The following is an 11,863-nucleotide window of genomic DNA, read 5'->3' as shown; positions in this document are numbered from 1 at the left end:
CAGGCCGGGACCGGAGAGGCGAGGCTGGATCCATGTCCGAACCGTTGCCTGTCATCGTGGCTCCGCCGAGTGACACCGGTGGCCGCCGAGTCCGAGTGCACGGCGAGAACCTCGGGTTGGCCTACAACCTGGAGGACCTGTCCGAATTCCTGCGACGCGCGGGTCTCGACGTGGACCCCGTGACCGCGGCGGTGTCCCCCCTCATCGACTGGCGCGGTGTGGGCCCGGAGTACTGGGGGCCCGAGACCCGCGGATGAGGGCAGCGCCCCTGTGGCCGTCCCCTGTGGCCGCGCCGCGCGGACGTCCGCTCGTGCAGCCGTCGTACGTCCGTCCGGCGGCGCTCGGCGGTGCCGTTGATCGCGGGTCCTGTCGTGCCGATCGGTGACGGTACGACGGGAGCGTGACCGACCCGTTCGCGCCACCCCCGGAGACGGGGTCCACCACTGTCATGTCGGGTCGGCGGCGGTGGACCAAGGAGTCGGCCGGGGGCTTCTTCGCGGCCACCGCCGCCTTCGTGGTCGTGTGGGCCCTGGTCTTCGAACCCGTCGGCCGGTTGCGTCCCGACTGCGTGCACCGTGTCACCGTCCTGGCGGCAATCCCGGCCGCGACGCTCGCCCACCCACTCGCCACCCGGTGGCTCACACGCCTGCCCTCGTCGGCTCCGCCGAAGTGACGTCCGGGGCGTAGCCGTCTCCTCGCGACGCCATCGAGGAGGACGTGCCGGGTGGGGCCGATGTGGTGCTGGCCGGCCGGTCGGAGGGGTGCACTCGCCACGCCGATTCCTCGCGCGCCCCATGTCTTGGCGGCCGGGGGGCGGCGCCCAACTCCGCCTGCGTATCCGTTGGTTGGCCCTTCATCATTCATCACTCAGACACCCCCTGACGCTTGCGTTGTCGACGGGAGGGGGAATGGTGATCTGGGCATGCCAACTCGACCGGGTGTGTCCGGCACACCCCCACATCGCGGTCGATCAGGAGGACGCAGTGAAGCGAAGCTCGCGCATCCGCAAGGTCTCACTCATCCTCGGCAGTGCGGTCGCCCTGGTCGTGGCCTTCCCCGGCAGCGCCCTCGCCGCCCCGCCCCAGGCCCTGCCCGCCAACGCGGACGGCCTGGAGCAGACGTTCCAGCCGGCCTTCGACTACGACACGGACGGCTGCTACCCCACCCCCGCCATCGGCCCCGACGGGACGATCAACCCCGGCCTCAACCCGTCTGGTGCCCTCAACGGCCAGTGCCACGACGCTTCGGACCTCGACAACACCAACGGCTACTCGCGCGAGAAGTGCAACAACGGCTGGTGCGCCATCATGTACGGCCTCTACTTCGAGAAGGACCAGGCCGTGCTCGGCAGCGGCCTCGGCGGGCACCGCAACGACTGGGAACATGTCGTGGTGTGGGTGCAGAACGACGAAGCCAAATACGTCTCCACCTCCGCCCACGGCAACTTCCACATCTACGGTCGTGACCAGATCCGTTGGGACGGGAGTCACCCCAAGGTCGTCTATCACAAGGACGGTCTGAGCACCCACTGCTTCCGCCCCGCGAACTCGAACGACGAACCGCCGGAGAACCACTACCACGCCTGGCAGTTCCCCGACCTGGTCGGCTGGAACGGCTACCCCGCCGGTCTGCGCGACAAGCTGAGTGCCTACAACTTCGGCAGTGCCGTCTTCGGCCTCAAGGACGGCAACTTCAACTACCACCTGGAGAAGGCGAAGCCGGCCGGCATCCCGTTCGACCCCCATGCATGATGCACCGTCAAATAACCCAGTGCTCAAGTGAGTTGATGGGGTTGTTGACGCCTCTCGACGCGTGATCGTGGCGTACATCACCCTGGAGGGGGTGGAAACGTGAAGCAGAGCTTCGCGTCTTCATGGCATGCTCACATCTAGTTACTCGCTGGTAATCACATGCCACCCTCACCCCCACCCCCCTCAGGACTGATCTTGCGCATCCGCAAGCGGCCCTCGCGCGCCCTCGTGCCCGCGCTCGCCGCCTCCGCCCTCTTCCTCGCCGTCGGCTGCTCCGCGGACCCCGGCCAGAGCTCCGCCGCCGCACGGACCCCGGACGCCGGCACATCCGCGACCGCGACCGGGACCGCGAACAGCGACCAACCGCTCGCTGTCGCCGCTGCCCCCGCGGCGGCGGCCACCTCGACCGCCGTCGCGCGCCCCGGTACGGCCGGCGGGAAGGCTCGCAAGACCTCGCTCAAGGTGAAGTCGTACGACAGCCACACCCGACGAGCCGTCATATCCACGGTTGCCAAGGGGACTTCATCGTCGTCCCCGACCGGGACCCCGACCCCCGCGGGCACCGCGACGCCGGGCCGCACCGCCGTCGGCGACGTCATCGCCAGTGCCCCCGCGCCCGGCGCCCCGCACGGACTCCTCGCCAAGGTCACCAAGGTGATCGGTGAGACGGCCGACGGCACCGAGGTCCAGACCGCGCCGACGACCCTGGACACGCTGCTGGGCGACGACGACGCGAAGGGCACCGTCCCGGTCGACCCGGCCTCCTTCGACGTCGAGCGGCTGCTGCCCGACGTGAAGGTTTCCTGGGCGAAGACGGGAGACATCCACTCCGGTCCCGAGGGGACGAAGGTCCCGCTCGGCAGCCTGCGGGTCGATGTCGCGACAAAGGTCGCCACGGCCGAGGGCGCACCGGCCTCGGCGGACGCGTCCGTGTCCGGCTTCGTCCAGGTCAAGCCCGAGGTGGACTTCTCCTACGGAGGCGGCGCCTCCACCGCCTCCAACGGTTCCAACGTTTCCGGACCGGGGGCGGCCTACCTCGGCGTCTCCGGCGACTGGACCTCGCAGTGGGCGCTCAAGGGGCGCGCCGGCGCCACCGCCAAGCCGGTCCGGCTGCCGTTCGCGAAGCTGCACGCCGACCCGGTCCTCCAGGTCGGCCCCGTCCCCGTCGTCGTGAACCTCGACCTGACCTGCTATTTCGAGATCAGCGGTGACGGCCGGGTCACCGTCGACGTCGAACAGGACCTCAAGGGCGACTTCAAGGCGGGCGGCACCTTCGGCACGGCGGCCGGCTGGACACCGGTCAACGAGTCCCACATGGACAGCTCTCCGGTCCGTACGTCCGTCACGACCGCCGGAAGCGTGAAGGCGGCCCTCGGCGCACAGGCCACCGTCGGCCTGTACGGCGCCGTGGGCGTCACCGCCGACCTGGCCCCGTACCTGCGCGGTGAGGCCGCGGGCACGGTCACCGCGACCACCCCGGTCGGCTCCGGAGCCAAGTCCGACGTCGCGGCGAGTGGTTCCTGGGCCCTCTACGGCGGCCTCGATCTGAGCGGCACCCTCCAGATCCAGCTGGCCGTCTTCGGTACCCCCGTCATCCAGCACGCCATCCCCCTGGGCACACTGCACCGGGAGTGGAATCTCGCCGACGGCAAGATGTAGGTCCGGCGAACACGGCTCGCGCCGCGCCGTGACCAGCCCCCGCACCCGCCGTGCCTCCACGTGTGCGGGCCCGCCCCCTCACGTGGGGTAGTGTTTACCTGCACGATCACGCGAAACACCGCGGGTGATCGCACCGGGACGTGGCGCAGCTTGGTAGCGCACTTGACTGGGGGTCAAGGGGTCGCAGGTTCAAATCCTGTCGTCCCGACGGTGCGAAGGGTCTTCGCAGGCGAGAGCCTGCGGGGGCCCTTTTCGCGTGGAACTGTGTTGCGCCCCGATGTGGATCCACGCCGGTTTTTCGCCACCGCCGTCTGTCACACGAGCCTGCCCCGCCCTGTCTATGTGATGTCGACCAACAGGCAGAGGGAATCATGCGTGAGATTGTGATCATCGGTGGCGGCTACGCGGGCTTCTACGCGGCATGGGGCCTCGAGAAGAGGCTGCGTGCGGGCGAGGCGCGGGTGACGGTTGTCGATCCCCGTCCCTACATGACCTATCAGCCCTTTCTGCCGGAGGTGACGGCCGGATCGGTCGAGGCGCGTCATGCCGCGGTGTCCTTGCGTCGGCATCTGCGCCACACCCGGCTGATCGCGGGGAGCGCGATCGAGATCCGTGACGCGGACCGGAGGGTCGTCGTCCGACCTGTGAACGGAGCCGACTACGAACTGAGTTACGACACCCTCGTGGTCACCGCCGGCGCCGTGACCCGCACCTTCCCCATCCCCGGGCTTGCACAGCAGGCGATCGGCCTGAAGCACGTGGAGGAGGCGGTGGCCATCCGTGATCGCCTCATGACGGCATTCGATCAAGCAGCGTCACTGCCGCCCGGCGCCGAGCGGCGGAGGCTGCTCACCGTCACCTTCGTGGGCGGCGGGTTCTCCGGCGTCGAAGGCTTCGGTGAACTGCTGTCCCTGGCGACCGCGATGCTCACGTCATATCCGGAGCTGAGCATGGACGACCTGTCCTTCCACTTGGTCGAGGCTCGCGGCCGCATCCTCCCCGAGGTTGGCGACAAGCCCGGTGCTTGGGTGGTGCGCTCCCTGGAACGCCGTAGCGCGCACGTCCACCTGAACACACAGCTCCTCTCCGCCGCAGACGGGCACGTCGTGCTCTCCAACGGAGAGGAGTTCGACTCGGCGCTGATCGTCTGGGCTGCCGGCAACGCCTCGAATCCCACCGTGCACAACCACACCGATCTCCCGGTCGACGAGAGGGGCCTGCTCGTGGTCCGGCCCGACCTTCGAGTCGGCACCGACAGCGAGCCGGTGGCGGATGTGTGGGCGGCCGGTGACGACGCGGCCGTTCCGGATCTGGCTTCGTCCGTGCCGGAGGCTCGCACGGTACCGAACGCCCAGCATGCCGTGCGGCAGGGCAGGCTCCTTGCCAAGAACATCGTGGCCGACCTGCGCGGGCGAAGGATCCGAAACTACCGCCACAGCAGTCTCGGAGTGGTGGCGACACTGGGGCTGGGGCAGGGCGTCTTCCAGTACAAGAGCCTTGTCATCAAGGGATTTCCCGCCTGGCTGATGCACCGGGGCTATCACGTCCTGGCCGTGCCTTCCTGGGAGCGCAAGATCCGGGTTCTCACGGTCTGGCTCACCGCGGCCGTGTTCGGGCGGGATCTTGTCTCCCTCGCCTCTGTGCAGCACCCCCGGGACGCGTTCGTCACGAGCGCGAATCCGGAGCGTTCCGGCGAGAGCCGGGCGAGTGACAACGCGGCTGCGTGATCGACAACAGGCCGGCGGCTTCACCGAATGCCGTCGGCCCCCAACGGCGGATGTCACAGACGGACGAGCTGTCCCGTCCATGGGAGAGGCCGCCGGCACAGAGGACCTGTGGAGGTACACCATGGACGCGAGCAAGGAGGCCGCACGCGGCCTGAACGACATCGAAGACTTCCTGTACAAGGAGGCGCATCTCGAAGCGGCACATCGGCGCGTGGCGGATTTCACCGCGCGAACGGTGGGGCTGACCGATGGGCAGAAGAGGGATATCGAGCGGTGGTATCTCGAAGAGCAGAGCTACGTCGCCGGCATGGTGACCGATCACATCGCCGCTCGCATCAGCCGGGTGGAAGGTCAGCATCACATCCGCTTCGGCCGGTGGCTGCGGGGAACGCTGATAGCGATGGTCCTGATCACCGCGGCACTGATCATGGTGTGCGTCGCCGTGATCCTGGGGACGTCGGGCTGACCCACCGTGTGCTCAACTTGCTCGGCATGCGACCGGCTCACTCGACCAGCCACCGCCACCCGGGCGCTCCGACCGGCGGGATACCGCTCAGGAACGCGGGACGCGGTAGAGGGCTGATCTCGATGTTCTGCGCCGCGTGGGTTACGGAGACCATGCGTTCCTCTCATCCTCAACCTTCGACATCGCAGGCGGCTCGATCACACGGTTGTGTCAGGGACCGCAAAAACACCGTGTGTCCACCCGAGGCCGGCTCCTCCGACATCAGTCGGCCGGTATCTCTCCGCCAGTCCTGTCACAGGGACGGGCCCACCCCGGTCTATGACAGTGGACAGCCGCAAGCGGAGGAACGGAGACCGAGGATCATGCAGGACGAGCCGTCCCCCACGGCAAGTGACCTTGACGAGGCTGTTTCGGTCTTTGTGCAGCACAGGGCACGACTCTTCGGTATCGCCTACCGCGTACTCGGCAGCGCGGCCGAGGCTGAGGACGTGGTCCAGGAAGTGTGGCTGCGCTGGCAGAGGACCGAGCGCTCCGTCGTGGTCAGCCCGGTGGCCTTCCTGTCGAGCACCGCGACCCGACTGGCCATCAACGTCGCGCAGTCGGCGCGCGTGCGGCGGGAGACGTACATCGGACCGTGGCTGCCGGAGCCCGTCGACACGAGCGCGGACCCGGAGGTGGGCGCGCAGCGCGCCGAAGCCCTGGAACTGGCTCTGCTGCTGGTGTTGGAGAGGCTGAGCCCCACCGAGCGTGCCGCATACGTACTGCGCGAGGCATTCGACTACAGCTATGCCGAGATCGCTCACATGCTTCAGCTCAGCCTCGTCAATGTACGGAAGATCGTGAGCCGTGCCCGCAAGCATCTGTCGGACGAGCAGCGCAAGAGCGTGGACACGGTCGAGCACCGACGCCTTCTGACCGCCTTCGTCTCAGCGGCTCGAACGGGGGACGTGGCGTCACTGGAAGCCCTGCTCACCCCCGATGCCGTCAGCCTGTCGGACGGCAACGGGGTCCGGGGCGCCGCTCGTACTCCCGTGCTGGGCCGTGCCCGCGTCGCTAATCTGGCGACCGCGTATCCGCGGTTCTGGGGGAGCGTGGGCGTCGAGTTCGTCGCTGCCAACGGCCGTACGGGCGCGATGATCTACCGAGATGGCGAGCCTTCCACGTTCATGACCATAGCGGCGGACAGGGAAGGCATCTACAAGGTGATGTGGGTGTTCAACCCACAGAAGATCGCCGCGTTCCTCGCTTCACGGTCCCGCTCCACGACCGCCCTCAGGCCCGCGCCGAGTGGCGCGTGAGGTTCCCGTGCACCGGCCTGGTCAACGCCCGCAACTTGCCACCCCGCCGTCGAAGAACGCCGTGACGTCCGGACACAACGGCGACACCACATGCCCGGCATCCCCGCCCAGGCAGGGCCGGCCCACCGCGCGAACCAGGGCATCGTGCACCCGGCAACCCGTACCACCGGCGGTGGACCTCATCGACCACGCACTCTGTCTCACCGGCACTGCCCAACATTCAGCAAGCCCCTGTGGATCACGGCCGGCAGTGACGCACTGAACTCGGCGGCGTGTCACACACGCGCCGGTTGCCCGGTCTTATGTAACAGCGTCCGGTACCTGTCTTCACGTACTCGGAGGTGTGTTTTCCCATGACCGCTGAACAAGGAGGCCCACCGTGTATTGGCGTGAACGGGCAGCTTGCCTACGTGCGGACCCTGATCTGTTCTTCCCCGTAGGAAACAGCGGCCCGGCGCTCGTACAGATCGACGAGGCCAAGGCTGTCTGTGGCCGTTGTCCTGTCGCGCAGCAGTGCCTCAGCTGGGCCGTGGAGGCGGGACAGGTGGACGGCATCTGGGGTGGCATGACGGAGAGCGAACGCCGGGCCGTGAGCCGACGCAAGGTCCGTCGGACGAAGGACACGGTCGTCACGGCGGCATGACAGGGGCGGACCGAAGCGGCTCTTTCGGACAGTTCAAGGAATGGTGGTGGGGGTGTGGGTGGCTCGAGTCAGGAAAACGAAGTGCGACCACGGCATAACGGCGAGCGGATAGCGGAATGGGCTGATGGGCGCCTGGGTCTCTACAGCCTGGCGAGGGCAAAGGCGCGAAGAGCGTTTCCGGACCACTGGTCCTTCATGCTGGGGGAGATCAGCCTCTACAGCTTCGTCATCATCATCGTCACCGGCGTATATCTGACGCTGTTCTTCCACCCGTCCATGAACGCGGTGGAGTACAACGGCAGCTACTCACCACTGCGCGGTCACATGGTGTCGGAGGCGTTCGATTCGACGATGCGCATCTCCTTCGATGTCCGTGGCGGCCTCCTGATTCGGCAGGCCCACCACTGGGCCGCGCTGGTCTTTGTCGCCGCCATGCTCGTCCATATGATGCGCGTGTTCTTCACCGGTGCCTTCCGTAAGCCTCGCGAACTCAACTGGATCTTCGGTTTCCTGCTGTTGATCCTCGGGATGTTCGGTGGTCTGACGGGGTATGACCTTCCGGATGACCTGTTGTCCGGGACCGGACTCGCGGTCGTGAACGGAACGATCCTTTCCATCCCGATCGTCGGAACCTACCTCTCCATGTTCCTTTTCGGAGGCGAGTTCCCGGGCGAGGATCTGGTGGCGCGCTTCAACACGATCCACGTGCTGCTCATACCCGCCCTCATGGTGGGACTGCTCACTGCTCACCTGATCCTGGCCCTCCGCCACAGGCACACGCAGTATCCAGGTGCGGGGCGGAGCAACCAGAACGTCGTGGGTCTGCCGTTCAAGGTGCGTGCCGTGAAGTCCGCAGGATTCTTCTGCCTGGTCGCCGGCGTCATCTTCGCCATGGCGGCGGTCGCACAGATCAACCCCGTCTGGCGGTACGGCCCCTACCGGGCCGACCAGGTTTCGGCCGGATCGCAGCCCGACTGGTACATGGGCGTTGCGGACGGACTCCTGCGGGTCATGCCCGGCTGGGAAATAGCTTTCTGGGGTCACACCCTGGCCCTGGACAACCTGATCCCGCTGTTGGCGGGCGTTGGTCTCTTCCTCGCCATGGGCGTGTACCCGTTCGTCGAGGCCTGGGTGACCGGTGACGACCGCGCGCAGCACCTTCTCGACCGACCGCGCAACCGCCCGGTGCGAACGGCACTCGGTGTCTCGTGGATCAGTTTCTATCTGGTGGCTCTGATCGGCGCTGCGAACGACATCATCGCCATCCGCTTCCACGTGTCGGTCGAATCAGTGACATGGGCCGTGCGCGTCAGCCTTTTCATCGTGCCTCCCACGGCCTATGCCATCACGAAGCGGTGGGCACTCGGCCTGCAGCGGCAAGACCGGGACAAAGTGCTGCACGGCCGTGAGACCGGCATCATCAAGCGCTTGCCGAACGGTGCATTCATCGAGGTGCACGAGCCGCTCGGCCAAGACCGGCTCCACGTTCTCACACAGCACGAGCAATACCGGGCGATCGATCCCGATCCCGCGGCCAACGGAGAAGGCCCGGACGGCGGATTCCGCTGTGCGCGCCGCCTGCGTGCCGTGCTCAGCCGGAACTTCTACGGCGAGGGCACGCAGATCACCAAGCCGACCGCACGTGAGTACCAGGAGATCACCAGCAGACACCGGCGCTGATACGCGTACGGGTGTGGTCGGCGCGTTTACTGAGCCTGAGGAAGGTCCTGGACGACCTGCAGGCGGCGCCCGTGGAGAAGCCCGACGTGGACGAGAAGTGGATCACGGTGACCGCCGAGGTCGGCGATGTGCGGGTACGCATCGTCAAACCCGTCGGCAGCCGGGCACGCCGCCGGTCGTCCTCTACGTGCACGGCCCGGTACCCCGTCGCCAGCGAGCAGGCGTACGCGACCGCTCGCTGGATCACCGCGAAGGGTGCGGAGGAAGGGCTTGACGCCTCCCGTCCGGCCGTCGCGGGTGATTCCGTCGGCGGCGACATGACCGCGGCGCCGACCCTCATGGCCAGGCAGCGCGGTGACGTGACCTTCGTGCACCAGTCGCTGTACCACCCCGTCACGGACGCGGGCCAGGACACCGAGAACTACCGGGAGTTCGCGAACGGGCCCTACCTCATCGCCCAGCGGGCGGAGGTCACCGCCTCTCCGCTGCGGTCGAGCCTGGAGGAGTTGCGGGGGCTGCCGCCCGCGCTCGTCGTCGTCGACGAGAACGACATGCTGCGGGACGCGGGCGAGGTCAACGCCACCCTGCACGACTTCATGATGCTCAACCCCCTCCGGCCCGCGCGGTCCACAACCGCCGCGGTCGAGCAGGCCATTCACACCCTGCGTACCGCCCTCCGCGGCGACTGGGAGTTCTTTCGAGGCAGAGGTTTGCGACCGGGACTCGGGAGGCACTTCGGTGCGCCCTCGCACACCGTGAGCGTGTCCCGCCCCGACGACGCCGTCGGCGTCATCGAGAAGGCGGCACGGACGGTCCGCAGACCGGCGTACCCACGAGTGGGGCGACACGGCGCCGATCTCGCTGCTGAGGGCAGGGCAGGGCAGGGCAGAGGCTTGGCCGTAGGCCCAAGGGCGCGAGACGGCGGGTACGACAGCTAGGCGGCGTCTGTCCGCTGCAGCCGGACAGCGGAGACGTCGAGCGTCAGCTTCACCTTGTCGCTGATCAGGACCCCGCCTCCGGCCAGCGCCGTGTTCCAGTCCAGTCCCCAGTCGGAACGTCGCAAAGTGGCCGTGCCCTCGAAGCCGACACGGTCGAGTCCGTCGGGGCCCCGGCTCGCTCCGGCGAATTCGAGGTCGATGAGAACGGGGAGTTCGAGGTCCTTGATGCGAAGGTGTCCGGCCATACGGAACCGGTCGCCGCCGGCGTCGCGGACTTCGGCGGAGCGGAAGCTCATGAGGGGGAAGGACGCCGAGTCGAGGAAATCCGGGCCGGTGACATGGGCGTCCCGCTCCGGAGACCCCGTCTCCAGACTGCCGGTCTGGACGCTGAGGTAAGCCTCGGACCGGGTGGGACGGCGCCCGTCCAGCTTGAGGAGCCCCTCGAAGGCGGTGAATCTCGCCCGCACGTTGGTGATCATGGCGTGTCGGACGGAAAGACCGATCGTGCTGTGGACCGGGTCGATGGTGTAGAGACCGGTCAGCTTTTCATGGGGCGCGATACCGGGAGCGGCGAATTCCCCGCGACTCAACATGGCGATTCGGCTCCTTCATGTATGAATCTCGGACAGGGGTTGATTCCGGCACACTGCGGCCCTGCAACGGAATCCAAGAACTCCGCTCGAGTGAAATGTTGCCCGTCGTGAACGCAGAAGCCGGGCTCGTGCCCCGTGGCCGGAGAAAAGAGGTGGCCCCCGTCTGCTGACAGGGGCCACCCGCGGGACTTACTGCTGCCGTGCGAGCCAGTCGGTGAAACGGGTTTCGGCGATGTGCGCATCAGGACCCGGCAGAAGCGTGGACTCCTTCAGCTCGACACCCCAGTACGTCGCCTGCGCGTCCGTGACCACCGTGCGAGAGTCGTTCTTGGCGTCGAGCCCCGTGCGGATGAACTCGTCGAGCTGGAACGCCTCGGGGCCCGCGACCTCCACCACGCCGTTGACCGGAGTGCCGACGGCGGTGCGGCCGACGGCAGCGGCCACGTCGCCGGAGTAGATGGGCTGGATCTTGCCGGGGGAAAGACGCACGGTGTCGCCGTCGGTGGCCGAGTCGGCGATCCCCTTCGCGAACTCGAAGAACTGCGTGGCGTGGACGATGGAGTAGGGGGTGCCGGACGCCTTGATCAGCTCCTCCTGGGCCTGCTTGGCGCGGAAGTAGCCGCTGTCCTGGAGACGCTCGGTGCCGACCACGGACAGCGCCACGTGGTGCTGCACGCCGGCGTCGGCCTCCGCCTTCAGGAGGTTGGCCGTGGAGGTACGGAAGAAGGTCATGACGGCCTCGTCCTCGAAGGAGGGGGAGTTGGACACGTCGACGACGACCGTCGCGCCCTCCAGGACCTCGGCCAGACCCTCGCCTGTCAGGGTGTTGACACCGGTGTTGGGCGCGGCCGCGACCGCGTCGTGCCCGTGCTCGTTCAGCTTGCCGACCAGCTGCGAGCCGATGAGCCCGGTTCCACCGATCACTACGATCTTCATGACGGATCCTCTCGGGAGTTTTCCTGGTGCGGCGCGCACCTTGTGACGAGCTGCTCACCGGCACCCGAACAAATTTCGTCCATATAGGAAGAGACCGGACAGTGGCTCTCTTCGTGACAGCTGGTTCGGAGGAATCGAGAAGACTCCTCCTGTCAGCCCTCAGCGGCCCGGT

The 11,863-nt window shown here is 67.5% G+C and carries 11 protein-coding genes, 1 tRNA gene and 1 pseudogene; 11 read left to right on the top strand and 2 right to left on the bottom strand.

Annotated features, from left to right (window positions below; genetic code table 11):
- Positions 1-32 precede the first annotated feature (32 nt).
- The 11 genes and pseudogenes from ACIRA5_RS48185 to ACIRA5_RS48135 form a co-directional block, all read left to right on the top strand.
- On the top strand, positions 33-257 hold the full coding sequence (locus ACIRA5_RS48185) for a hypothetical protein (protein WP_075030296.1): 225 nt from the start codon (positions 33-35) through the stop codon (positions 255-257).
- A 143-nt stretch (positions 258-400) separates the two neighbouring features.
- Entirely contained in the window at positions 401-673 is a 273-nt protein-coding gene (locus ACIRA5_RS48180) for a hypothetical protein (protein WP_403703408.1), read from the top strand.
- 310 nt (positions 674-983) lie between these two features.
- Positions 984-1,751, top strand: a complete 768-nt coding sequence (locus ACIRA5_RS48175; RefSeq protein WP_403703405.1) for an NPP1 family protein — start codon at positions 984-986, stop codon at positions 1,749-1,751.
- 201 nt (positions 1,752-1,952) lie between these two features.
- Positions 1,953-3,410, top strand: a complete 1,458-nt coding sequence (locus ACIRA5_RS48170) for a hypothetical protein (RefSeq protein ID WP_403703556.1) — start codon at positions 1,953-1,955, stop codon at positions 3,408-3,410.
- 134 nt (positions 3,411-3,544) lie between these two features.
- A tRNA-Pro gene (locus tag ACIRA5_RS48165) sits at positions 3,545-3,618 on the top strand.
- A gap of 163 nt (positions 3,619-3,781) precedes the next feature.
- A complete protein-coding gene (locus tag ACIRA5_RS48160; protein WP_403703402.1) occupies positions 3,782-5,137 on the top strand; it encodes an NAD(P)/FAD-dependent oxidoreductase in 1,356 nt (451 codons plus the stop codon).
- Between the two features lie 121 nt (positions 5,138-5,258).
- Positions 5,259-5,603: a hypothetical protein gene (locus tag ACIRA5_RS48155; protein ID WP_403703399.1), complete on the top strand. Its 345-nt coding sequence runs from the start codon at positions 5,259-5,261 to the stop codon at positions 5,601-5,603.
- 362 nt (positions 5,604-5,965) lie between these two features.
- The gene (locus ACIRA5_RS48150) at positions 5,966-6,901 is read left to right on the top strand and encodes an RNA polymerase sigma-70 factor (protein WP_403703396.1); all 936 of its coding nucleotides are present in this window, start codon (positions 5,966-5,968) and stop codon (positions 6,899-6,901) included.
- 379 nt (positions 6,902-7,280) lie between these two features.
- Positions 7,281-7,544, top strand: a complete 264-nt coding sequence (locus tag ACIRA5_RS48145; protein WP_403703393.1) for a WhiB family transcriptional regulator — start codon at positions 7,281-7,283, stop codon at positions 7,542-7,544.
- A gap of 195 nt (positions 7,545-7,739) precedes the next feature.
- Positions 7,740-9,224 (top strand): cytochrome bc complex cytochrome b subunit, encoded by a 1,485-nt coding sequence (locus tag ACIRA5_RS48140; protein ID WP_403703391.1) that lies wholly within the window; start codon positions 7,740-7,742, stop codon positions 9,222-9,224.
- Positions 9,225-9,262: 38 nt separating this feature from the next.
- Positions 9,263-10,162, top strand: a pseudogene (locus ACIRA5_RS48135) (alpha/beta hydrolase fold domain-containing protein); the annotation flags it as partial.
- Here ACIRA5_RS48135 and ACIRA5_RS48130 read toward each other — a convergent pair.
- Both ACIRA5_RS48130 and ACIRA5_RS48125 read right to left on the bottom strand, forming a co-directional pair.
- Positions 10,159-10,755 (bottom strand): YceI family protein, encoded by a 597-nt coding sequence (locus ACIRA5_RS48130; RefSeq protein ID WP_403703388.1) that lies wholly within the window; start codon positions 10,753-10,755, stop codon positions 10,159-10,161. The pseudogene ACIRA5_RS48135 and the gene ACIRA5_RS48130 sit on opposite strands and share 4 nt — an antisense overlap.
- A 189-nt stretch (positions 10,756-10,944) precedes the next feature.
- A complete protein-coding gene (locus ACIRA5_RS48125) occupies positions 10,945-11,691 on the bottom strand; it encodes an SDR family oxidoreductase (RefSeq protein WP_403703385.1) in 747 nt (248 codons plus the stop codon).
- Between the last annotated feature and the right edge of the window lie 172 nt (positions 11,692-11,863).

The organism is Streptomyces sp. NPDC096311, from assembly GCF_044763085.1.
Taxonomy (GTDB): domain Bacteria; phylum Actinomycetota; class Actinomycetes; order Streptomycetales; family Streptomycetaceae; genus Streptomyces.
The sequence above is the reverse complement of the archived record's forward strand: the minus strand, read 5'-3'. Positions and strand labels throughout refer to the sequence as shown.

Bases quoted from the DNA above. Each gene is read 5' to 3' on its own strand.
- ACIRA5_RS48185 (WP_075030296.1), top strand. From the start codon at position 33: ATGTCCGAACCGTTGCCTGTCATCGTGGCTCCGCCGAGTGACACCGGT.
- ACIRA5_RS48160 (WP_403703402.1), top strand. From the start codon at position 3,782: ATGCGTGAGATTGTGATCATCGGTGGCGGCTACGCGGGCTTCTACGCG.
- ACIRA5_RS48155 (WP_403703399.1), top strand. From the start codon at position 5,259: ATGGACGCGAGCAAGGAGGCCGCACGCGGCCTGAACGACATCGAAGAC.
- ACIRA5_RS48150 (WP_403703396.1), top strand. From the start codon at position 5,966: ATGCAGGACGAGCCGTCCCCCACGGCAAGTGACCTTGACGAGGCTGTT.
- ACIRA5_RS48140 (WP_403703391.1), top strand. From the start codon at position 7,740: ATGCTGGGGGAGATCAGCCTCTACAGCTTCGTCATCATCATCGTCACC.
- ACIRA5_RS48130 (WP_403703388.1), bottom strand. From the start codon at position 10,755: ATGTTGAGTCGCGGGGAATTCGCCGCTCCCGGTATCGCGCCCCATGAA.
- ACIRA5_RS48125 (WP_403703385.1), bottom strand. From the start codon at position 11,691: ATGAAGATCGTAGTGATCGGTGGAACCGGGCTCATCGGCTCGCAGCTG.